Annotated in this window: 20 protein-coding genes; 14 read left to right on the top strand and 6 right to left on the bottom strand. The window is 70.9% G+C overall.

The window, feature by feature from the left end:
* Positions 1 to 13 precede the first annotated feature (13 nt).
* The gene (locus tag HUN59_RS16630) at positions 14 to 1,207 is read left to right on the top strand and encodes a glycoside hydrolase family 1 protein (RefSeq protein ID WP_411914187.1); all 1,194 of its coding nucleotides are present in this window, start codon (positions 14 to 16) and stop codon (positions 1,205 to 1,207) included.
* Positions 1,208 to 1,323: 116 nt separating this feature from the next.
* Here HUN59_RS16630 and HUN59_RS16625 read toward each other — a convergent pair whose 3' ends face one another.
* On the bottom strand, positions 1,324 to 2,175 hold the full coding sequence (locus HUN59_RS16625) for an ankyrin repeat domain-containing protein (protein ID WP_174779001.1): 852 nt from the start codon (positions 2,173 to 2,175) through the stop codon (positions 1,324 to 1,326).
* On the opposite strand from HUN59_RS16625, the gene HUN59_RS16620 reads away from it, so the two are divergent.
* Complete coding sequence (locus HUN59_RS16620) at positions 2,140 to 3,708, top strand: right-handed parallel beta-helix repeat-containing protein (protein ID WP_174779000.1); 1,569 nt, start codon at positions 2,140 to 2,142, stop codon at positions 3,706 to 3,708. The genes HUN59_RS16625 and HUN59_RS16620 overlap by 36 nt on opposite strands.
* 62 nt (positions 3,709 to 3,770) lie before the next feature.
* Here HUN59_RS16620 and HUN59_RS16615 read toward each other — a convergent pair whose 3' ends face one another.
* The 3 genes from HUN59_RS16615 to HUN59_RS16605 are packed head-to-tail and all read right to left on the bottom strand — an operon-like array spanning position 3,771 to position 6,635.
* Entirely contained in the window at positions 3,771 to 4,832 is a 1,062-nt protein-coding gene (locus HUN59_RS16615) for a UDP-N-acetylglucosamine 4,6-dehydratase family protein (RefSeq protein WP_441307019.1), read from the bottom strand.
* Positions 4,833 to 4,872: 40 nt separating this feature from the next.
* Positions 4,873 to 5,508 carry a NeuD/PglB/VioB family sugar acetyltransferase gene (locus tag HUN59_RS16610; RefSeq protein WP_174778998.1) on the bottom strand — a complete coding sequence of 212 codons (636 nt, stop codon included), beginning with the start codon at positions 5,506 to 5,508 and terminating at the stop codon, positions 4,873 to 4,875.
* Positions 5,505 to 6,635 carry a DegT/DnrJ/EryC1/StrS family aminotransferase gene (locus tag HUN59_RS16605; protein ID WP_174778997.1) on the bottom strand — a complete coding sequence of 377 codons (1,131 nt, stop codon included), beginning with the start codon at positions 6,633 to 6,635 and terminating at the stop codon, positions 5,505 to 5,507. Before HUN59_RS16605 ends, HUN59_RS16610 begins: the two co-directional genes overlap by 4 nt.
* Before the next feature lie 106 nt (positions 6,636 to 6,741).
* On the opposite strand from HUN59_RS16605, the gene HUN59_RS16600 reads away from it, so the two are divergent.
* From HUN59_RS16600 to HUN59_RS16545, 12 genes are all read left to right on the top strand, one after another.
* Positions 6,742 to 7,371, top strand: a complete 630-nt coding sequence (locus HUN59_RS16600) for an acyltransferase (RefSeq protein WP_058740801.1) — start codon at positions 6,742 to 6,744, stop codon at positions 7,369 to 7,371.
* Positions 7,368 to 8,486 carry a DegT/DnrJ/EryC1/StrS family aminotransferase gene (locus HUN59_RS16595; protein WP_231050001.1) on the top strand — a complete coding sequence of 373 codons (1,119 nt, stop codon included), beginning with the start codon at positions 7,368 to 7,370 and terminating at the stop codon, positions 8,484 to 8,486. The genes HUN59_RS16600 and HUN59_RS16595 overlap by 4 nt, the downstream gene beginning before the upstream one ends.
* Positions 8,486 to 9,508, top strand: a complete 1,023-nt coding sequence (locus HUN59_RS16590) for a Gfo/Idh/MocA family protein (RefSeq protein ID WP_174778996.1) — start codon at positions 8,486 to 8,488, stop codon at positions 9,506 to 9,508. The genes HUN59_RS16595 and HUN59_RS16590 overlap by 1 nt, the downstream gene beginning before the upstream one ends.
* Positions 9,505 to 10,803: a nucleotide sugar dehydrogenase gene (locus tag HUN59_RS16585; RefSeq protein ID WP_174778995.1), complete on the top strand. Its 1,299-nt coding sequence runs from the start codon at positions 9,505 to 9,507 to the stop codon at positions 10,801 to 10,803. The genes HUN59_RS16590 and HUN59_RS16585 overlap by 4 nt, the downstream gene beginning before the upstream one ends.
* Positions 10,804 to 10,888: 85 nt before the next feature.
* The gene (locus HUN59_RS16580) at positions 10,889 to 12,076 is read left to right on the top strand and encodes a lipopolysaccharide biosynthesis protein (protein WP_174778994.1); all 1,188 of its coding nucleotides are present in this window, start codon (positions 10,889 to 10,891) and stop codon (positions 12,074 to 12,076) included.
* A gap of 35 nt (positions 12,077 to 12,111) precedes the next feature.
* Complete coding sequence (locus tag HUN59_RS16575) at positions 12,112 to 12,555, top strand: DUF3060 domain-containing protein (RefSeq protein ID WP_058740796.1); 444 nt, start codon at positions 12,112 to 12,114, stop codon at positions 12,553 to 12,555.
* Positions 12,556 to 12,636: 81 nt separating this feature from the next.
* Complete coding sequence (locus tag HUN59_RS16570) at positions 12,637 to 14,061, top strand: polysaccharide biosynthesis tyrosine autokinase (protein WP_174778993.1); 1,425 nt, start codon at positions 12,637 to 12,639, stop codon at positions 14,059 to 14,061.
* The gene (locus tag HUN59_RS16565; protein ID WP_174778992.1) at positions 14,058 to 14,696 is read left to right on the top strand and encodes a sugar transferase; all 639 of its coding nucleotides are present in this window, start codon (positions 14,058 to 14,060) and stop codon (positions 14,694 to 14,696) included. Before HUN59_RS16570 ends, HUN59_RS16565 begins: the two co-directional genes overlap by 4 nt.
* Positions 14,693 to 15,961, top strand: a complete 1,269-nt coding sequence (locus HUN59_RS16560) for a glycosyltransferase family 4 protein (protein WP_058740793.1) — start codon at positions 14,693 to 14,695, stop codon at positions 15,959 to 15,961. Before HUN59_RS16565 ends, HUN59_RS16560 begins: the two co-directional genes overlap by 4 nt.
* Entirely contained in the window at positions 15,958 to 17,028 is a 1,071-nt protein-coding gene (gene wecB, locus HUN59_RS16555) for a non-hydrolyzing UDP-N-acetylglucosamine 2-epimerase (RefSeq protein WP_174778991.1), read from the top strand. The genes HUN59_RS16560 and wecB overlap by 4 nt, the downstream gene beginning before the upstream one ends.
* Complete coding sequence (locus HUN59_RS16550; protein ID WP_174778990.1) at positions 17,025 to 18,137, top strand: glycosyltransferase family 4 protein; 1,113 nt, start codon at positions 17,025 to 17,027, stop codon at positions 18,135 to 18,137. Before wecB ends, HUN59_RS16550 begins: the two co-directional genes overlap by 4 nt.
* Complete coding sequence (locus tag HUN59_RS16545; RefSeq protein ID WP_174778989.1) at positions 18,134 to 19,579, top strand: hypothetical protein; 1,446 nt, start codon at positions 18,134 to 18,136, stop codon at positions 19,577 to 19,579. The genes HUN59_RS16550 and HUN59_RS16545 overlap by 4 nt, the downstream gene beginning before the upstream one ends.
* A 71-nt stretch (positions 19,580 to 19,650) precedes the next feature.
* On the opposite strand, the gene HUN59_RS16540 is transcribed toward HUN59_RS16545, so the two are convergent.
* A complete protein-coding gene (locus HUN59_RS16540; RefSeq protein WP_174778987.1) occupies positions 19,651 to 21,900 on the bottom strand; it encodes a hypothetical protein in 2,250 nt (749 codons plus the stop codon).
* Between the two features lie 122 nt (positions 21,901 to 22,022).
* Positions 22,023 to 22,436: hypothetical protein (locus HUN59_RS19520; RefSeq protein WP_217483574.1), on the bottom strand; the 414-nt coding region annotated here is incomplete at its 5' end.

Genomic DNA, 22,436 nt, shown 5'->3' with positions numbered 1-22,436 from the left:
ACTGAAAGGACCCATCATCACCACGCTGCAGTTCCCCGACGGCTTCCTCTGGGGTGCCGCCACCGCCGCCCACCAGATCGAGGGCAACAACGTCAACAGCAACTGGTGGGTGCACGAGCACGAACCGGACACCACCATCGTCGAGCCCTCCGGCGACGCGGCGGACAGCTACCACCGGTACCGCGAGGACATCCGCATCGCCGCCGACCTCGGCCTGAACTCCTACCGGTTCAGCATCGAGTGGGCGCGCATCGAGCCCGAGCGCGGGTTCGTCTCCCGCGCCGAGGTCGACCACTACCGCCGGATGGTCGAGGCCTGCCACGAGGCCGGCATCGAGCCGATCGTCACGCTCATGCACTTCACCGTCCCGCGCTGGTTCGAGCGCGACGGCTTCTGGCGCGCGGACGACGCGGCCGACCTGTTCGCCCGCTACACCGAGGCTGCGCTGCCCGTCGTGCAGGACGGTGTCCGCTACGTCTGCACGATCAACGAGCCGAACATCGCCGCGATGCTCGCCGGGGGTGAGGACGCCGCGAACCTCGTCGCGTACGGCCTGCCGAACCCCGACCTGCACGTGGCGGACCAGCTGCTCGCGTCCCACCGGCGCTCCCGCGAGGTCCTGTCACAGGTCCCCGGCATCCAGTCCGGCTGGACCATCGCCACGCAGGCGTTCCGCGCGAACGGCGAGCCCGGGTCCGAGGAGATGCTCCGCGAGTACGGGTACCCGCGCGACGACTGGTACCTCGAGCAGGCCGCCGGCGACGACTTCCTCGGTGTGCAGGCCTACACCCGCACCTTCATCGGTGCCTCGGGCCCGGTGCCCGTCGCGGACGACGTCGAGACGACCCTGACCGGGTGGGAGTTCTACCCCGAGGCATCCGCCGACGGACTCCGCAGCGCGTGGGAGCTCTCCGGTCACGTCCCGCTGATGATCACCGAGAACGGGATCGCCACGGCCGACGACTCCCGCCGAGTCGCCTACACGCAGGGCGCCCTCGAGGGCATCCACCGCTGCATCGAGGACGGTATCCAGGTGCTCGGCTACCAGCACTGGTCCCTGCTCGACAACTACGAGTGGGCCTCCGGCTACCGGCCGACCTTCGGGCTCGTGGCGTGGGACCGGGAGACGTTCGCGCGGACGCCGAAGGACTCGGCGCGCTGGTACGGGAAGGTCGCGCAGGCGAACGCGCTCGAGACGCGTCGCTGACGCGACCCCGTGACGGACTGGAGGCGCGGTGCCAGCTGGCACCCCTCCCTCGCAGGCTCGGTCGGCGCGCCCCGCGCAACGCTTCGCGTTGCCGCTGAGCGGGGCGCGCCAGTCCGTCAGCTGGTCGCGTCCGGCGCGGGCCGGTCGAACCAGGCGAGCAGCGCCTCCTCGGCCTTCCGCGAGCCGCGCTCGCGCGCGATGTCCAGAGCCGTCCGGCCCTCCGCGTCCGGCATGCTGACGTCCGCGCCGCGTTCGAGGAGCGCCTCCGTCGTCCCGCGACGGTCGAACCAGGCCGCGGCGTGCAGCGGGGCGAAGCCCCAGCGGGTGTCGACCTCGTCGATGCCGGTCGGGTCCGCGCCGAAGCCGTCGAGCTCGAGCGACAGGCCGCCCACGTCACCGTGCGCGGCAGCCCGCACGGCGGGGGCTGCCCACTCGACCCAGCCGTCGGGGACCGGGCCGTACCAGCCGTGCGCCGGACGCTCCCCGAGCGCGGCCCACACGGACTCCGGGACCGGCCGGACCTCGACCACCACGTCGCGGAAGTGCACCGCGAGCTCACCGGTGGGGGAGAGCAGCAGCCGCAGCTCCCAGACGTCGGCGTCGACGTGGGCGATCTCGCCGCGGGACACCTGCACGTCGCCCGCGAGGACCGCCAGCGCCGTCGTGTCCGCCGGCTCGAGCACGGCGCGGTGGAACTCGAGGGTCACACGGGCGTGGTTCCACCGGCGCCACAGGCCGTCCGGGGTGTCGAGCACCTCGTCGGTCCGGACCACGACGGCTGCGCGCACCGTGCTCGTCGGCGCCTCGTCGATGCCCGCGGTGTCGCCACCCGGGGTCTCGGTGACCTGCCACTCGGCGATCCGGGACTCGTTCCAGGTGACCGAGGCGAGTGCGGCGACGGAGGGCGGGGCGTCGGTGACCAGGCGGGCGAGGTGCTCGGCGTAGCCCTCGACGTCCTCGAGGGACACGTACCCGACCCCGGGCCAGCCCACTCGACTCCATCGCACGGGTCCGAGGGTAGCGGGCCGAGCAGGAGGAGTGTCGTTCCTGCTCGATCTGCGGCAGCCCTCCGACATGCGGAATGTTCGGATGTGGCGGAGCTGCCGCGAGAGGGTGACCGCATGCGGTTCTCTCGCCGGTCCCTGTTGCGCCGTTCGGCCGGAGCATGCGCGACCCTCGCGGTCGACCATGCGCTGGAAGCGGCGCGTCGCACCGAACCTGACCGGTCCGGCCCCGACGGCGCTGGTCCAGCGGTGAGCAACGACGATCTCGAGCGTGCTGTCCAGGCTGCTCCTCCGGGTTCCACCCTCCGTCTCCGCGGCGTGTGGTCGCGCTCGACGCCGTTGGTGGTGGACCGTCCGCTGACGATGGTCTTCGAGTCGGGGTCGTCCATCACCATGACGCGCGACGTCACCGCGATCGAGGTGCTCACCGGATCGGTCGCGGTCATCGGCGCACGCCTCGTCGGTGCGGGCGCGGCGGCGTCGGGTCTCGGACGAGGTGTGCACGTTCGCGGAACCGCTGAGGAGCCGCTCGAGGACGTGCACGTCGTGGACTGCGTGGTGCGCGACTTCTCGTACGACGCGCTGCAGTTCGAGCACGTCCGGGACTTCGTCGTCGCGCGGAACACCGTCACCGATCTGGGCTACGCGGGGATCATGTTGCTGTCGAGCACCGACGGGCAGGTCGTCGACAACGAGGTACGTGACGTCCACCAGCCGGACGGGTACGTCAACTCCTACGGTGTGATCGTGTCGAGGGACGACCGACGCGATCTCTCGGCCGCACCTCGGAGTGCGCGTGTCCGGGTCGAACGGAACCGGATCTCCGGTGTCCGTCGATGGGAAGGCATCGACACGCACTCGGGCGACGACGTCACGATCTGCGACAACACCGTCCGGGACTGTCGTGTGGGGATCGCCGTCGTGCCGTCCAAGGACCCGGGCGACCGGTCCTACCGGATCGGGAGCCACCGCGCCGTGATCGCGCGCAACCGGATCGAACGCAACGAGGTCCTGCCTCCCGGCTCGGGGATCGTCGTCCGCGGAGCCGGAAGTCGGCTGGGTGACGACCTGGACCGCACCGATGCCGTCGTGACGGGCAACGTGGTGGTCGGCCATGGCGGAGGACCCCGCGAAGCGGGGATCCTCGCCTACTTCACCCGGGGGCTCACGCTCAGCGACAACCACCTGGACAGGTGTGAGCGAGCTGCGATCTCCCTCTACCACTCCAACGACGCCGCCATCGTGACGCGGAACTCGGTGTACGGACTCGGACGGTCAGAGCCCGCCCAGATGACGGTCGCGATCGAGGCTCCGTCTGCCGGGACGTCTGCGCAGGTGCTGGCCACGCGGGTGCGTCCTGCAACCGACGGAACGCTGTGTTCCGTCGGCCTCGTGTGCGGCACCGGGAGCACCGTCACCGCCCTCGCGAACGACTGGTCCGGTGCGGCGCGGCCGGTCGGCGGTGGCGGCACGATCGATCGGTGCAGCGACGGCTGACGGATGCGTCCGTGCCCGCGAACGCGCCGCCCGGTCGGGCCTGGGCGCAGCGCGCCGGTCGCTCAGGCAGGGACGCGGGTGCCGGGGGCGCGGTCGATCGTCCACCGCTCTTCGTCGAGGGCCGTCGGGCACAGCGGTGGCACTGACGCATGGGAGATCTTCGGGTGGACCGGGCGCTCGTCGGACTCACCTTCCCCGATCAGCTCCTCGTGGAGCTTCTCCCCGGGACGGAGCCCCGAGAACACGATGTCCGCGTCCGCATCGAGCTCGGTGATCAGGCTCTCCGCGACGTCGAGGATCCGGACCGGTTCGCCCATGTCCAGGACCAGGACCTCTCCCGGGCCGGCAGTCGCGCCCGCCTGGATGACGAGGTGGCACGCCTCCGGGATCGACATGAAGTACCGCGTCGCGTCCGGGTGCGTGACCGTGACCGGGAGACCGCACTGGATGAGCTCGACGAAGAGCGGGAGCATCGAACCGCGACTGCCCAGGACGTTGCCGAAGCGGACCGAGACGTAGTCGTTGCCCGTGGTCGACGCAGCCCAGGCGGTCAACCGCTCGCCCAGCCGCTTCGTCCGTCCGAGGACACTCGTGGGGTTCGCCGCCTTGTCGGTCGAGATGTTCACGAACGTCTGGACCTGTGCGGCGGCCGCCGCCTCGAGCACGTTGCGCGTTCCCACGACGTTCGTCTTCCATGCTTCGTCGGGGTACTGCTCGAGCATCGGCAGGTGCTTCAGCGCGGCCGCGTGGAAGACGACCTCCGGCCGCCGCTCGGTCATGATGGCGGCGATGGCTGCGCGGTCCCGGATGTCAGCGAGCACGACGTCGCGTGTGTCGAGCAACCCGTGCCCGGCGATCGAGACCTGGACGGCCTGGAGCGCGGATTCGTCGCGGTCGAGCATGATCACCTCGGCCGGCTCGAACCGGCGGATCTGTCGGCAGAGCTCACTGCCGATCGATCCGCCGGCGCCCGTGACGAGGACCCGGCGCCCGTGGAGGAAGTCCGCGGCGAGTTCGAGGTCGCTCGGGGCTGAGGCATGGCCGATCAGGCGCGCGATGTCGATGTCGTCGAGCGCGAGGCGCTTCCGCCGGGACGGATCGGTCGGTCTGAAGGAGTGGTTCACGGTGCTCCAGGTGCTGAGGCGGACGAGGATGGGTGACGGGCTAGCGGGGTCGGGCGGGAACGCCCACCACGGTGGTGCGGCCCGTGACGTCCCGGGTGACGCACGCACTCGCCGCGACCACGGCGTCTGCCCCGATGGTGCGGTCCTGGAGGACGACGGCGCCCGCGCCGACCACCGTCCGAGCTCCGATCGACACCGTGCCGGACACAGTCGCCCGAGGATTGAGGGAGACGTGGTCGCCGAGGGAGACGTCGTGTCCGACCACGGCGCCGGGGTTGCAGTGCAGGTGTCGCCCGGCGCGCACGTGCGACCCGATGACGGCGGAGGCGCAGACGACGGCACCGGGTCCGAGTTCGACGAGCGAGCCGACGGAGGCCGACGGATGGACGACCGTCGCTGCGACGGCCCCGGCCACGGTCGCGCGCTGGTCGATCGAGGCGCGGACGGCGGGGTCGTTGATCGCGATCACGTAGTGGGCGTCCTCGGCGTCGATCAGCCATGTCGTCAAGTCCCCGAGGTGCAGGATCCCCATCCGGTCGAGCACCTGCAGGGCTGACGGTGACGGTGCATCGTCGACGACCCCGAGGACCTCGAGGCCGGCAGCACGCACGACGTCTGCGGTCTCGCGACCGAAGCCGCCGCCGCCGATGATGGTGATCGCGCCCTTGCCGGTCATCCTGCGACGCTCCGGATCACTGCGAGGACACGGTCGAGGTCATCGTCCCGGAGCGATGATCCGCTCGGCAGGGTGAGGCCCCGGGTGAACAGGGCCTCCGCGACACCGGTGACGGCCGCGTCCGAACCTGCGTGCGCGGGTTGCAGGTGCATCGGCTTCCAGAGCGGCCTGCTCTCGATGTCCGCCGCCGCCAGCGCCTGTGCGAGGTCCGGCGCGCTCCATCCCGCACGGTGCGGGTCCACGACCACGGCCGTGAGCCAACAGTTCTCCTGCTGGTCCTGTGGTGCACGGCCGAGCACGCGCGCGCCCGGGACACTGTCGAAGACGTCACGGTAGGCAGCCCGAACGACTCGTCGACGCTCGATCATCGCGTCGAGGCGCTGGAGCTGGGCGCGACCGAGTGCGGCCAACACGTTGCTCAGCCGGTAGTTGTAGCCGACTTCCTTGTGTTCGTAGTGCGCGACGGGCTGACGGGCCTGCGTGGCCAGGTGACGCAGCCGCTCGGCGACGTCGGGGGAGTCCGTGAAGACCATGCCGCCACCGGAGGTCGTCATGATCTTGTTCCCGTTGAACGACACGCACGACGTGAAGCCGAAGGCACCGACCGGCCGACCGCGATGGCGGGATCCGAAGGACTCGGCGGCATCAGCGATCAGCGGCACCGTGAACTCGTCGCACAGCGCACCGATCGCGGTGTAGTCGACGACGTGGCCGAGGAGGTCGACCGGGACGACCGCGCCGATCCGGTGCCCGTCGTCGCGCAGCCGTCGCAGGACCGAACCCAGGAGGGCGACGTCGATGTTGCCGTCGAGGTCCGTCGAGTCGACGAACACGGGTCGGGCGCCCGTGTACCGGATCGCGTTCGCGGTGGCGGCGAAGGTCATCGTCGATGTCGGCACCACGTCGCCAGGACCCACTCCGGCTGCGAGCAGCGAGAGGTGGAGCGCTGCCGTGCCGGAGGAGACGGCGACGGCGTGTGCCCGACCGACGCGTGCAGCGGCTTCGCGTTCGAAGGCCGTCAGTTCCGGACCGACCGGCGCGACCCACCCGCTCTCCACTGCCCTGGTGACGGCCGCGGCTTCGCTGGGGCCGACATCGGGCGGGGAGAGGAGGATCGATCGGGTCACGCGATGAGGATATCACATGACAACACATCGAGTGTTTTGGAATAACGGGTGATATGTTGTACGCTCGTCCGAGTCGAAACTCGACCTGCTCACCGAAGGAGAACCCATGCCCGAAGGATCCGACCTGACCGCTGCATCGGCGCCGCCGTTCGTCGCTCGCGGCGCAGTCGTCGCCTCGTCCGCGCAGCTCGGCTCGGGAACCCGTGTCTGGGATGACACGCACGTCGAACCGGACGTCACGATCGGGGCGGAGACCGTCGTCGGACGTGGCGTGACCCTGGCGCGTGGCGTCCGGGTCGGCTCGCGGTGCAAGATCCAGAACGGCGCGCTCCTCTACGAACCCGCGGCGATCGGGGACGGCGTCTTCGTCGGGCCGGGTGTCGTGTTCACCAACGACCGGACGCCACGGGCGGTCCGGCCGGACGGCTCGGTGCAGACTGTCGACGACTGGGAGAGCGTGGGTGTGACGGTCGGTGACGGCGCGTCGATCGGAGCAGGGGCGGTGTGCGTCGCGCCCGCGTCGATCGGTGCCTGGTCGATGATCGCTGCAGGCGCCGTCGTGACGAGTGACGTGCCCGACTTCGCCCTCGTGGTCGGGGTGCCGGCGCGCAGGATCGGTTGGGTGGGGCGAGCCGGCCGTCGTCTCGTCCCCGACTCCTCGGGACTCCTCACGTGCCCGGTGACGGGTGCTGAGCACCGGCTCGACGGTGACGTCCTCCAGGAGGTCTCCGCATGACCGACCTCATGGCCTCGGTCGGAGCCGAGTCGGACTTCATCCCCGCTGCCAAGCCGCTCATCGGGACTGACGAGCGACGCGCCGTCGACGCAGTGCTCGCGAGTGGGATGCTCGCTCAGGGCGCCGAGGTCGCGGCGTTCGAGCGCGAGTTCGGTGCGACCCTGGTCGACGGGCGCGACGCCGTCGCCGTCAACTCGGGGACGTCCGCGCTGCACCTCGCCCTGCTGGCCGCAGGCGTGGGACGGGACGACGAGGTCATCGTCCCGTCGTTCACCTTCGCCGCGACTGCGAACGCCGTCGCCCTGGCCGGCGCGACGCCGGTGTTCGTCGACATCGACCCCGAGACGTACTGCATGTCGTCGGCGGCCGCCCGTGCAGCCATCACGCCGCAGACCACCGCGATCATGCCGGTGCACCTGTACGGTCACCCCGCCGACATGACGGCGCTCGGCGCGCTGGCGGCATCGCACGGACTCGCCGTCGTCGAGGACGCTGCGCAGGCGCACGGAGCGCGGTGGTGCGGCCGTGCCGTGGGCACCTTCGGGGTCGCCGGCGCGTTCTCCTTCTACCCCACCAAGAACATGACCGCGGGGGAGGGGGGCATGATCACCGTCGCCGACGCGAACGTCGACCGCCTCCTCCGGCTGTACCGCAACCAGGGCATGGAACGCCGCTACGAGAACGAGGTGGTCGGGTTCAACGTGCGCATGAGCGAGCTCCACGCTGCCATCGGGCGCGTGCAGCTCCTGAAGGTGCTCGGATGGACCGCGCAGCGGCAGGCGAACGCCGCGTACCTCTCACGCGAGATCACGACGGTCGGGACGCCGCTGACGGCGCCCGGCGCCGAGCACGTCTTCCACCAGTACGTGGTGCGGGTGCCGGAGGACCGTGACGGCTTCGCCCGTGCCCTGGAACTCGAGTACGGCGTCGGATCCGGCGTCTACTACCCCACGCCGGCGCACCGGCTCCCGTCCTTCGCTCTCGATCTCGATCTACCGGAGACAGAACGTGCCGCTCGTGAGGTACTCGCGCTGCCGGTGTACCCGACCCTGACCAAGCGACAGTTGGACCGCGTCGTCCAGGGCGTCGAAGCACTGTCCCGGGCGGGTGCCTGATGGGCGCCGTGCGCACGGCCGTGATCGGGCTCGGGATGATGGGGCGCCACCACACGCGCGTCCTGCGTTCCCTGCCCGGGGTCGAACTGGTGGCGGTCGCCGACGCCCTCGGCGATCGCCACGGCGTCGCCGACGGTGTTCCGGTGATGCCGTCGGCCTCGGACGTGCTCCGACTCGGGATCGACGCGGCAGTCGTGGCGGTCCCGACTTCAGCCCACGAAGCCATCGCCCTCGAACTCGCCGAAGCAGGTGTCCACTGTCTCGTCGAGAAGCCCGTGGCTTCCGACGTCGCAGGAGCCACTCGGATGGTGTCTCGGTTCGACGAGGCCGGCCTCGTCGGCGCCGTCGGACACATCGAGCGGTACAACAGCGCCCTCCAGGAGCTCCGGCGTCGACTCGACGCCGGCGAGCTCGGCGAGGTGTACCAGGTCGTCACCCGACGGCAGGGCCCCTTCCCCGCCCGGATCGCGGACGTCGGCGTGGTGAAGGACCTCGCGACACACGACATCGACCTGACCTCGTGGCTGCTCGGCAGTCCGTTCGTCCGGCTCTTCGCGCAGGCCGCCCACAAGAGCGGGCGCGAGCACGAGGACCTCGTCGCGTTCTCCGGGACACTCGCCGACGGCACCGTCACGAACCATCTCGTCAACTGGCTGTCGCCGTTCAAGGAACGCGTGACGATCGTGACCGGCGAGGGTGGATCGTTCGTCGCCGACACCCTCACCGGGGACCTGTGGTTCCACGAGAACGGCACGGTCGCCACCGAGTGGGACGCGGTCTCGGCGTTCCGGGGCGTGTCGGAGGGGCCCGTGACCCGTTTCGCGTTCGCCAAGCGGGAACCCCTCGTCGCAGAACACGAGGCGTTCCGCGACGCCGTGCTCGGCGACCGCAGCCGCATCGTCCCCCTCTGCGACGGTCTCCAGACCCTCCGCGTCGCCGAGGCAGCGATCGAGTCGGCACGCACGCTCAGCATCGTCCACCCACTCGCCCCGAGCGAGCACCCTGAAGGGACACCAGCATGAAGATCGGCGTCATCGGCCTGGGGAAGATCGGTCTCCCGCTCGCCGTCCAGTACGCGACGAGCGGCCACGACGTGATCGGGATCGACGTCGATGACCGTGTCGTCCAGTCGGTCAACGCGGCCACCGTGCCCTTCCCGGGCGAAGCAGGCCTCGAGCTCGCGCTGTCCGACGTCATGGCCGCCGGACGGTTGCGCGCGACGACGGACTACGCCCGAGGAGTGCCCGACCGAGACGCGGTGGTCGTCGTCGTACCGCTCTTCGTCGACGGCGGCGGAACGCCGGCCTTCGACTGGATGGACGCTGCAACGGATGCCCTCGGCGACCACCTCACCCCCGACACCCTCGTCGCCTACGAGACCACGCTGCCCGTGGGGACGACCCGCAGTCGGTGGGCACCGCGGCTCGAGGAGCGTTCCGGGCTCGTCGAGGGACGCGACTTCGACGTCGTGTTCTCTCCCGAACGGGTGCTGACCGGGCGCGTCTTCTCGGACCTCCGGCGCTACCCGAAGCTCGTCGGCGGGCTGTCGGAGCGGGGTGCTGCGCGTGCCGTCACCTTCTACGAGTCCGTCCTCCAGTTCGACGACCGAGACGACCTGCCGCGCCCGAACGGCGTCTGGGACATCGGTTCGGCCGAGGCCGCCGAGATGGCGAAGCTGGCCGAGACCACCTACCGCGACGTGAACATCGGACTCGCCAACGAGTTCGCCCGGTTCGCCGAGCGGGCGGGGGTGGACGTCGAGCAGGTCATCCAGGCGTGCAACTCCCAGCCGTACAGCCACCTGCACACCCCGGGCATCGCCGTCGGAGGGCACTGCATCCCGGTCTACCCGCGGCTGTACCTGTGGAACGACCCCGACGCGACGATCGTCCGCGCCGCACGGGCACGCAACGAGACCATGCCTGCGCACGCGGTCGAACTCCTCCGCGCCGAGCTCGGCGACCTCCGCGCTCGACGTGTGCTGGTCCTCGGGGCTGCCTACCGAGGTGGCGTGAAGGAGACCGCATTCTCCGGCGTGTTCCCGACCGTCGAGGCGCTCGTCGCCCACGGCGCCGAGGTGTCGGTGCACGACCCGCTCTACACGGCCCAGGAGCTCGAGGAGCTCGGTCTCCGTCCCGCGCGCCGTGGCGAGCACGCCGACGGGGTGATCGTCCAGAGCGACCACGCCGAATACCGGCGCTGGACGTCCCACGACGTCCCGGGTGTCCGAGCCGTGGTCGACGGGCGTCGAGTGCTCGACGCGGCATCGTGGCAGTGCGCCTTCCGTGTCATCGGTGCGCCGCCGCCCGGTAGCTGACGTGGCGCGCCGCGTCGCCGGCTCATGGCGACCCTGGCGTTCCGGGGTGGGCAAGATTTTGACCGGCAGTGTGATCGGCCAGGGGGTGGTCCTCCTCGCCTCGCCCCTGCTGACCCGGCTGTACACGCCTTCGGGCTTCGGGACGCTGGCGGTGGTGACGAGTACGTCGGCGATGGTCGGAGCAGTCGTCACACTCGGTCTGGAGCGGGCGGTACCCCTGCCGCGGAGCCACACCGGCGCCCGTGCGCTCGCACGATCGGCTGTTGCGTCGCTCGTGGCCTGGTCGATCGTCGTCGCGATCGTCGCGTACCTCGGACGAGGTGCACTCGCTGAACGGTTCTCAGCACCGGGCCTGTTCGACCTGTGGTGGACGATCCCGTGCGGCGCGGCAGCGATCGGCGGCCAGCGAGTCGTCGCTGCGCTCCTGATCAGGCACCGAGCGCACGGTCGCATCGCGCAGCGGAACGCCGTGCAGGGCATCGTCCAGGTCGTGAGCGGAGTCGTCCTCGCGCCCACGGGTGCGCTCGGACTCGTCCTCGCGCCCACGGTGGGTCGGCTGGTGGCGAGCCTGGGTGTCGGCGCCGGGCCACGTCGGCGCGACGGTCACGGCCCGGTACCGCTCCGCGTGGTCCGCGCCACCCTGCGCCGCTACCGTCGGTTCGTCTGGTACACGCCCGGCTCGGCACTGATGAACGTCGCGGGACAGCAGCTCCCGTGGCTCGTCATCGCGGCGAGTCAGGGGGTGCTGGTCGCTGGTCTCGTCGGACTCAGCGTCCGGGTGCTGGCGACACCGGTCGGCGTCCTCGCCGAGGCGGTCGCGCAGTCCTTCGCGGGACTGTTCGCGGAACGCCTCCGGGCAGCAGACCGTGATCTGCTGCCCCTGGTCGTGCGGACCTCCGGGCGGCTCCTCGTCCCGGCGTCCTGCGCTGCCGTGGTCGTGGTGGTCGCCGGCCCCGAGCTGTTCGCGCTCGTCTTCGGCGAGAGCTGGCGAGCCGCCGGCGAGTTCGCTCGCGTCCTCGTCGTCGTCCACGCCCTCCAACTCGTCACGTCACCCGTGTCCCAGGTCCTCCCGCTGCTCGAACGCCAAGCCACGCAGCTGGGCTGGGACGTCGGACGGACGCTCCTCGTGACGGGTGGTCTCCTCGTGGCGGTCGTCGCCGGGGCGAGCACCCCCGTCCTCCTCATGACGTACGTCGCGCTCGCGGCAACCGCTTACGCGGTGCTGTGGGTGCTCGTCGCCACCGCGGCTCGGCACCACGTCGCAGCCCGGTGAACCCATCCGCTCCACCCCATCCTGAAAGGAACCCCATGTCCCTCCGACCTGCCTTCCGAACCGCCACCGCGGCAACCGGGGCCGTCCTCGTCGCGATCCTGCTCTCGTCCTGCTCCGGCGGCCAGTCCCCGAGCCCGACCGAGTCGGCGTCCTCGAAGCCGAAGGCCTCGGCGGCCGAGCCGACGAAGGTCACGTACAACGAGTGCCTCGACGGAGCCGCCCAGGTGTCCGTCGACCGCTCCGAGAAGCCGGTACGCGTCGTCGATTGCGACGGCGTCAACATCATCACCTCCGACCAGTCCTACGAGCTCGGCGCGGTGAAGGTGCTCACGGTCGAAGCGAGCAACGCGACCATCACGATCGGCGAGCCCGGTGTCCAGAAGATCGCCGTCCTCGGATCGGGCAACACCGTGACCTACACCGGCGCGGCCCCCGAGGTGAGCGATGAAGGCGAGGGGAACACCCTCTCCGCGCGGTGACCTGCTCGGGGCGGCGGACCGTCCGCCGCCCCGTCCACCGACCGCCGTCCATCCCCACCCCGTCTCGAAAGGAACACACCGGTGACCCCGCTCCTCAAAGCGCTCCTCTCCCGCTGGTACATCGTCGTCGCCGGCATCCTGCTGGGCTGCGCGGCGGCGATGGCCCTCTCCGCCACCGTCACGCCCCAGTACCGGGCGACCACCAAGCTCTGGGTGTCCGTCGGAGGCGACGCCGAGTCGTCGGCACTCGAACTGGCACAGGGATCGAACGCAGCGCAGCAGCGCATCCGCTCGTACCTCGACCTCGTCTCGCAACCGATCGTCCTCGAACCAGTGATCGAGGAGCTCGGCATGTCGACATCTGCCGACGCGCTCGCCCGGGCGGTCTCGGCCACCTCGCCGACCGGCAGCGTCGTGATGGAGGTCTCCGTCACGTCGCCGGACCCGCAACGAGCTGCCGCGCTCGCCGAGGCCGTGGCGCGCAGCTTCACGGAGGTCGTCCAACAGCGCCTCGACGCCAACGCGAACGCCGACGGGAACGCCGGCGCGGGTACCGGGGTGACGGTGACCGAGACGTCGCCGCCCACGGTGCCGACAACGCCGACGGAACCGCGCACCACCGCGAACGCTGCGCTCGGCGCGCTGGCCGGTGGCGCCGTGGGCGTGCTCGCCGCCTTCCTCTGGTGGTCCCTCGACACGAAGGTCCGTGGCCGCGATGAGATCCAGTCCACGTGGGACCTCGCGGTGCTCGGGGACATCGGGTTCGACCAGGAGGCGACCAAGCGGCCCCTCATCCTGCGCGACGAGCGGGCGAGCGTCCGAGCGGAGGCGTTCCGGAGCCTGCGGACGAACGTGCAGTTCCTCGCGTCCCGTCCGGAGGGCGCACGGACGGTCGCCGTCACGAGCTCTCGTCCCTCGGAGGGCAAGACGACGACGATCGCCAACCTGGCGGTGGCGCTCGCGGAGGGCGGACTGCGCACGGTCGTCATCGACGCGGACCTCCGCCGACCGAACCTGGCGAACGTCATGGGTGTCGAGGGCAGCGTCGGGCTGTCCGACCTGCTCATCGGCCGAGCTGAGCTCGAGGACGTGCTCCAGCCGTGGGGGACCGCGGGACTGCAGCTGCTCCCGGCCGGGACGATCCCGCCGAATCCGAGCGAACTCCTCGGTTCTCCCGCCTTCGGCGCGCTCATCGAGGCGGTCTCCGAGGACTTCGACTACGTCATGGTCGACACCCCGCCGCTCGGTTCGGTGAGCGACGCGGCTCTCGTCTCCGCGTCCGTCCAGAACGTGCTCCTCGTCGTCGCCTCCGGTCGAGTCCGCCGCGCCGACGTCTCTGCGTCGATCGAGGCGCTGCGGACCGTGGGGTCCACGGTGCAGGGTGCCGTGGTCACCATGACCCGCAGCCGGGCCGGGAAGGACCGGTACACCGAGTACGCCTACAGCGCGCAGCCCGTCGTGCGGGGCAGCGCGCAGCGGATGCGGAAGCGGGGGTCGACAGCATGACCGTGCCCGGACTGGTCGACGGCACCCCGTCGGCCACGGTGAAGCGGTTCGTCGACGTCCTCGTCGGATCGGCGCTGTTGCTGGCCGCGGTGGTCCCGCTGGGCGTCGCGATGTTGCTCGTGGCCGTGCGCCTCGGGAGGCCCGTCCTGTTCCGCCAGGAACGCCTCGGGCAGCACGGCGAACCGTTCACCATGGTCAAACTGCGCACGATGCATCACGCCGACCCGGCTCGCGGTCTCGTGACGGACGCCGATCGACTCACCCGCCTCGGCCGCTTCCTCAGGGCGTCGAGCCTCGACGAGCTGCCCGGTCTCGTGAACGTGCTGCGCGGCGAGATGAGCCTCGTGGGTCCGCGCCCGCTGCCGACCACCTACCGTGAGCGGTTCACCCCCGCCGAGCGACGACGACACGAGATGCGTCCGGGCCTGACCGGCCTGGCGCAGGTGAGCGGACGCAACGCCCTGGGCTGGGAGGAACGCTTCCGGTTGGACGTCGAGTACGTCGACCAGTGGTCCCTGCTCCTCGACCTCCGCATCCTGGTCCGCACGGCCGTCGTGGTCACGACAGCCCACGGTGTCCGTGCCGTGGACTGCGCCACCATGCACGAACTCCGACCAGAGACGAGCACTCGGTGAGCGGCCGCGTCGTGTGGATCGTGAACCATTACGTCGCCGAGTCGGAGCGGGACGGCAGGACCTCTCGCCACGAGCAGTTCGCGCGTCTCCTGGGCACCTACGGGTGGCACGCCGTCCTCGTGGGATCGAGCACCGTGCACCCGTCCGGACGCCAGACCCTGCGCGGCCTGACCGTTCGCGAGCGTCGTGACGCAGGCACCCACGAGGTCGTCCGGGTGCGGGGCCGTCAGTACCGCGGTCCCGGCGGCCGTGTGCTCGACATGGCGGTGTTCAGCGCCCTGGTGCTCGTGCCGGGCATGCTGCGGGACCTGCCACGTCCGGACGTCGTCGTCGGGAGCTCGTTCCACCCGTTCGCTGCCCTGGCCGCCGCGTTCCTGGCACGACGGTCCGGCGCGCGGTTCGTGTTCGAACCGCGCGACCTGTGGCCCGAGACGCTCGTCGCCCTCGGCGGGAAGTCCGAGCGATCGCTGTCGGTGCGGGCGCTGCGCGTCGTCGAGCGCGCGCTGCTCCGTCGAGCGGACGCCCTGGTGTCCCCGCTCGCTGGTGCCGGCGAGTACTACGCGCGCCTCGGCGCCATCCTGCCCTGCACGTGGATCTCGAACGGCACGAGCGATGCACACCGCGAGGAGATCGGTCCGGTCGGACACCGTCCGGACGAGTTCGTCGTCACCTACCTCGGCAGTGTCGGCCGGGCCAACGCCCTCGAAGCCGTCGTCGACGCGATGTCGCAGCCGGCGATCACGAGCCTCGCCGTCCGTGTCCGACTCCAGGTGGTCGGTGACGGTCCCGCGCTCGACGGCCTCCGGCGTCGCGCAGCAGCCGGCCCGGCGGCGTCCCGCATCGAGTTCACCGGGCGTGTGCCACAGGAGGAAGCCCGTGCCATCGGCCGTGCTTCCGATTGCCTCGTGGCGAACATGCGGGATCTACCGCTGTACCGCTGGGGCGTCGCGTTCAACAAGTTGTTCGAGTACGCCCGGGTCGGACGTCCCGTGGTGATCGGAGCCGCCGGGCCCGTACCCGTGTTCGACGACCGGACCGGGGTCGTCGTGGATGCCGACGACCCCGCGGCGCTTGCCGAGGGCATCGCCTCGGTCGTGCGCATGCGCCCCGAGGACCGAGTCGCCCTGGCCGAGCGCGCCCACGACCGAGTCGATGCCGCGTTCACCTACTCGGTGCTCACGGAGCGGCTCGCCGAGGTGCTCGACGAGCTCGCTCCCCTGAACCCCGTCCCGCCCACATCGCTGCAGAAGGAGACCCGACCGTGAAGATCTTGAGCGTCGTCGGCGCACGTCCACAGTTCGTCAAGCTCGCCCCGGTCGCTCGGGCGCTCGCCGGCAGGTGCGAGCACGTCATCGTGCACACCGGCCAGCACTACGACCCGGCGATGTCGGACGTGTTCTTCGACGACCTCGCGATCCCGCAGCCGTCTCACCAGCTCGAGGTGGGGTCTGCGACCCACGGGGCGCAGACCGGGCGGATGCTCGAACGCATCGAGGCGGTCTGCTCCGCCGAGCGACCCGACGCGGTGCTCGTCTACGGCGACACGAACTCCACGCTCGCGGGTGCGCTGGCCGCCGTGAAGCTCCACATCCCGACGGTCCACCTCGAAGCCGGACTGCGGTCGTTCGCACGGACGATGCCGGAGGAGATCAACCGGGTCGCCACCGACCACACGGTCGACCGGTGTCTCGCGCCCACCGCGGCCGCCATGGCGCACCTCGAACGCGAGGGCCTCGGCGAGCGGAGCCGACTCGTCGGCGACGTGATGACGGACGTGCTCTTCGCGGTCCGTGACGCGGTCGCCGGGACCGCACCGCGCCTCCCGGCCGAGATCGGGACCGACCCGTACGTCGTCGCGACCTTCCACCGTCCGACCAACACCGACGACCCCGAGCGGTTGACGGCCGTCCTCGAGGGACTGGCGTCGGTGGGCCGTCGCGTGCTGCTGCTCGCGCACCCGCGGCTGCGCGCCAGCGCTGCGCGACACCGGTTGCTGCTCGACCGACCCGGCGTCGTCGTTGCCGACCCCGTGAGCTACCCCGAGCTCGTCCGGACCGTGCGCGACAGCGTCGGCGTCGTCACCGACAGCGGCGGGCTGCAGAAGGAGGCGTTCCTGCTCCAGCGCCCGACCGTGACCGTCCGGAGCGAGACCGAGTGGGTCGAGACGGTCGACCTCGGGTGGAACACGCTCGTCGGTGACGACCCGACGACGATCGGGGCGGCCTTCGACGACCTCACGACACCGATCACGGGCGCGACGCCCTACGGTGACGGACACAGCGCGCGCCTGGTCGCCGACGAGGTGCTCGAGGTCGCAGGGGCTGTCCGATGAGCCGCGTGGACATCGCGCACATCTCGAGTGCGCACCCGTGGACGGACAACCGCGTGCACCTGCGCGAGGCGGCCGGGCTCGCTGCTGCCGGCTGGCGGGTCCTGCTCGTCGCCGTCGAGAGCGACCTCGACGTGCCCGAGACCGGGGTGCAGCTCCGGACCGTTCCTCGTCGACGACGCCTGCAGCGCGTGGTGATGAGCTCCGCGCAGGCGCTCTGGATCGGGTGGCGCAGTGGCGCGACCGTGTTGCACCTCCACGACCCCGAACTCGTTTGGGGCATCCCCGTCCTCCGCCTGCTCGGCCGACGCGTGGTGTTCGACGCGCACGAGGACCTGCCGAACCAGGTGCGCACGAAGGCCTACCTCGGTCGCATCGGGACCGCACTCGCACGGGTGCTCGCGTCCGTGGTCGTCCGCGTCGCCGGGACGGCGGATCGTGTCGTCGCCGCGACCGAGACGATCGGCGACCGGTTCGACGAGCGGAAGACCGTCCTCGTGCGCAACTTCCCCCGGCTGCGCGACGACGACGAGCAGGCACACGATCGCGAGCCCGCCGTCGCCTTCGTCGGCGCACTCGACGTCGCGCGCGGCGCGGAGGTCCTCGCGGATGCCGTCCTGCACTCGTCCTTCCCGGAGGGGTGGCGACTCCGTCTGGCCGGACCGATCCGTCCGGCAGCTCTCGTCGACGGCTTCGACCAGGGGGTCGAGCGCGGTCGGGTCGAACTCCACGGTCAGGTTTCCCCCGGAGCGGCGCGCGATCTCCTCGCGGCGTCGAGCATCGGTGTCGTCACGCTCTTGCCGACGCCCGCCCACCTCGACTGCCTCCCGACCAAGCTGTTCGAGAACATGGCGGCCGGGCTGGCCATCGTGGCGTCGGACTTCCCGCTCTGGAGGCGCATGCTGCGCGGGTACGACTGCGTCACCTTCGTGGACCCCACCGATCCGGCAGCGGTCGCGCGTGCGATCGCCGACTACGCCGGAGACCCCGGACTGCTCGCCCGCCACGGAGCCGCCGCAGCTGCGGCGGCGCGGGAGACGTTCCGGTGGGACCGCGAAGAACGAGCCCTGGTGGAGATGTACCGGACGCTCATCGGAGACCCGGTCCGATGACGGTCCTGAGCGCCGGCACGGGCACCGCCACGCACCTGCCCGGGCTCCGGTCGGCCCGGGTCCTCGGGCGACCGACGATCCTCGCCGCTGTCGTCGTCGTCTACGCGGCGAGCCTGCACGCGGTCTACGCGGGGCTGATCTCCGGCCCCTTCGCCTACGCCGGGTACACGGTGGTGTTGCAGCCATGGCAGGACCGGGTGCTCGCCACGCTCATCGCGGTGGGGGTCGCACTGGTGCTCCCGGCGCGGATCACCCGCGCCTCCGACGTCGTGCTGTGGATGCTCTTCGGTGTCTGCCTCGCTCCGGCGATCCTGATGGCCGGCTACACCGGGTACCTCACGCCGGCAGCAGCGGCACGCTTCTCGTTCCTGCTCGCGACCGCGTTCGCGGCGGCCGTCGTGGCGGTCCGGTGGGGTAGGGACCGCGCCTGCGCCGCGAGCGCCCGTGGTGACCTGTCCGCAGCCGATCGACGGACCGCGCCCGACACCGTCCGGATCGGCTCCCGGGTCGTCGACCGGAACGCGCTCGCGTGGGTGCTCTGCGCGGTGTACTCGGCGGCGACCTACGGTGTCATGGCGACGACCACCGGCTTCAGCTTCCACTTCGTGTCCCTCGACGACGTGTACGACGTCCGAGCGGCGTACGCGGACGACCTCTCCGCCGGCGGCCCGCTCGGCTACCTGCTGAGCGGGCAGGCCTACGTCGTCAACGTGTACGTCATGATCCGTGCGTTCTCTCGCCGCGTCTGGCCGCTCGTCGTCCTGGCCGCGCTCGGGCAGTTCGTCATCTACTCCACGACCGGGTTCAAGACCGTGCTCTTCTCGATCCCCGCGATGGTCGCGATCGCACTGGTGCTCCGTCGTCGGCGACCACGGTCCGGGACACCGCTCCTGCTGGGCCCGGTGCTCCTCATGCTCCTCAGCGCCGGCGCCGACCTGCTGCACGGCGGCATCACGTGGACGTCCTTGTTCTCGAGGCGGTTCATCGTGACCCCCGGGCTGCTGACCTCGGTCTACGCGGACTACTTCTCGGACCACCCGGTGGCGCTCTGGGCGACGTCCTTCACCCGCCTGTGGGGGACGTCGCCGTACGACACCACACCGACGAAGACGATCGGGCAGTACATGCTCCCCGGGTCGCAGGTGAACGCCAACGCGAACCTGTTCGCTGACGGCTACGCGAACCTCGGCGCCGTCGGGCTCTTCGTCATCGCGGCAGTGCTGGCCGTGTGGCTCCGGTGTCTCGACCGATGGAGCGTGGGGATCCCGGTGCCGGTCGTCGGCGTGCTCGTCGTGATGAGCGCCGTCACCTTGTCGAACACGTCGATCCTGACCTCCATGCTGTCGCACGGGCTCCTCGTGGCGACCCTCCTGATCGCAGTGATGCCCCGGCACGGCTGGCGCTGGTTCGACCGCGGTGCCGGCGGCGGGCCACCGGCGTAGCCACGACGTTCGTGCATCGATGCGTCGACGGGTGCGGCCTCGAAGTCGGGGCCGCACCCGTCGTCGCACGTTCACCCGTCCGTGCGCTGCCGATCCGCCGCGGGGATCACGAAGCGGTCGGAGAGCAGGACCTGGCCACCGCGCCGTTGCTCGATGCGGAACCGAAAATCGCGTGCCCGGTGGTCGACCACGCGGCGGAACTCCCACCGGCGGTCAGTGCCGATCTCCCGCTCGCCCGGCACGAGTTCCGTCCCCCAGTCGTTCACCACCCGGTACGTGGCACCCGCGGTGCCGGTCCCCTCGAAGCGGTTCTCCGTGCCCGGGACGACCGTCGTCGTGCTGACGGTCGCGGGTACCAGAGCGGCGGCGGCAGCCGTGAACTCCGGCGTGCGAGCCTCCCAGCCGTCGATCGCCACCTGGAGGCGGAAGGCGAACGAGGTCGCCCCGTTCGAGACCGTCCGGTCGAACTGCCACGACCCGGTCGCCGCGATGTCCGATTCGCCCGGCACGAGGTCGGTACCCCATCGATTCACCACGCGGTACCGAGCGCGTGCCGGACCCGTCCCTTCGAAGTGATTGAGCAGGCCGGGCACCATTCTCGTGGTCGTCGAGGACACGCTCGGCGGAGCAACCACCGGCAGTGTGACCGCTCCGCCAGGCTCGGTGGTGCTCCCGAGGGTCTGCTCGAACCCGAGGCGGAGTTCGGAAGCGTTCACGGCGACCGGAACCACCGCGGACCAGGAGCCGTTCGGATCGACTCTGGCCGAGGCGAGCTCCGCACCGAACCGGTCGGTGATGCGCAGGGTCGCTTCCGGCTCGGCATCACCACGCAGCACGTTGTCCCAACCGGTGACGACGCGCTCGTTCTGCACGTGGACCGGAGCGAGCACGGGTGCCGCCGGGAACGTCACCGACGTGGTCGCTGACGCTGCGAAGGAGCCGGCCGGTGTGCTGCCGACGGCCGACATCGTGAGTGCACCGTCACCGGGCGCAGCGCCCTCAGGCGTCCGGACGGGGACAGTGAACCGCAGGAGTGTCCCTGCCGGGAGGGTCCATCCCGTGCTGGCCCACCGGTAGGTGAGGGTCTTCCGGTCGTCGGTCAGTTCCCCGTCGACGAATTGATCGCGGTCGAACGCGGTCCACGCTCCGGCGCCCGGCAGCCGGTACCCGCCGCGGATCGCGGTGTCGTCCGCGAGGGTGGTGCCGGCCGGAGCGGCGAACCGGACGATCGATCCGGCCAGCGGGCTCGAGGTGGCGACGGTGGTCCTCAGGCGGCTCTCGACCGGTGTCGATGCGCCGACTTCGAGGGTGACCGGGGGAGCGTCGGCTCCGACCAGGACCTGATCGTTGACGGGGATGGTCGTCGGAGTGCGCGCTTCGGTCGAGAAGGGGCCTTGCGCCGCGGAGCCGCTGATCGTCGCCGTGAGCCGTCCCGCTCCGGCCGGAGCGTCGGGAGGAGTCTGCACGGCGATGTCCCACCCGAGCCGGGTGTCGCGGCCGACCGACCAGGCACTTCCGCTGTGCCACGTCCAGCGGTACCGCTTGCCACCCTCGAGCATCACGCCCCCGGTCAGCTGCACGCCGTCCTCGTGACGGAGTCTCCCTGCTTCTTCGTACCACCCGGAGACGGTGGACTGGCCCGGGGCGAAGACGGTGCCGGCGGGCGCGGCGACCTCGACGGTCCCGTCCACGGCACCGAACGGCGTCGTGGTGGTCGCCGTGACCGGGACGGGAGTGGACGAGCCGCGCGTGAGGGCCGTCGCCGGACCGTCCGCTCCCGTCAGCCCTGCGGCAATGGTGGTCGAGGTCGATCCGTCCACGCTCCACGAGCCGGTGGGGCCCCCTGCACGTGTCCCGACCGCCGTGTACGAGAGACGTCCGCTGGGTGGCGCAGTCCGCGCGACCTCGACCGGGATCGCGAACCGCAGCTGGACGTTCGTGTCGAAGGCGGCCGGTGCCTGCAAGCGGTACGTCGCGTGCGTCCGGGAAGCATCGAGGCGCGCGTCGGTCAGACGCACCGAGTTCGTCGTGAGCCATGTGGGCCATCCGTTGTTGCGGTACTGCCCGACGGCGTCGTTGCCCGTCGCAGGGATCGTCGTCCCGGTGGGAACGGTGACCGTGACCTCACCTTCGACGCTGCCGGGTCGCCCGCCGAGTTCGGTGAACCCGATGTCGACCGCGCCGGTCTCCCCTCGTTGGAGCACAGCGGGGCCGAGGTCGAGATCGACGGCGTGTGGTGCGGGATCGGCGTGCGCGGGCACCGTGCCCACGCTCAGGGTGGCCGCTGCGATGATCGCAACGACCGAGAGGGCGGATCGCATGGGGGACTCCGTTCTGATAGGTGCCACCTACGCTAATGACCGACATGTGGTGTTCCAACGGTGATATACAACGAGAGTGCCCCTTCCGAATGGAAGGGGCACTCTCGTGTGCGATCCGGGTGTCAGTTGGTCACGGGGTTGATGACGTAGGGGCCGGTCTTCTTGGTGGTGCCGTTCTTGGTCTGCTCGATGTAGAACGTGAAGTTCTTTGCGTTCCACGACACGACGCGGTCGAAGGTCCAGTCGCCGGAGCCGGTGACGGTGACGGGGTGGCCGAGCAGGTCGGTGCCGGAGGCGTTGACGATCTTCAGGCTCGCGTCCGCCGTGGCGGTGCCGGTGAAGGTGTTGTTCACGCCGAGAGCGACGGCGGTGGGTGCGGTCACCGTCGGGTCGACCAGGCTGGCTGCCGGATCGGCGGGGTTGATGACGTAGGGGCCGGTCTTCTTGGTGGTGCCGTTCTTGGTCTGCTCGATGTAGAACGTGAAGTTCTTCGCGTTCCACGACACGACGCGGTCGAAGGTCCAGTCGCCGGAGCC

The organism is Curtobacterium sp. Csp2 (assembly GCF_013347165.1).
Note: the sequence above shows the minus strand (reverse complement) of the source record. Positions and strands in the feature narration are given on the sequence as shown.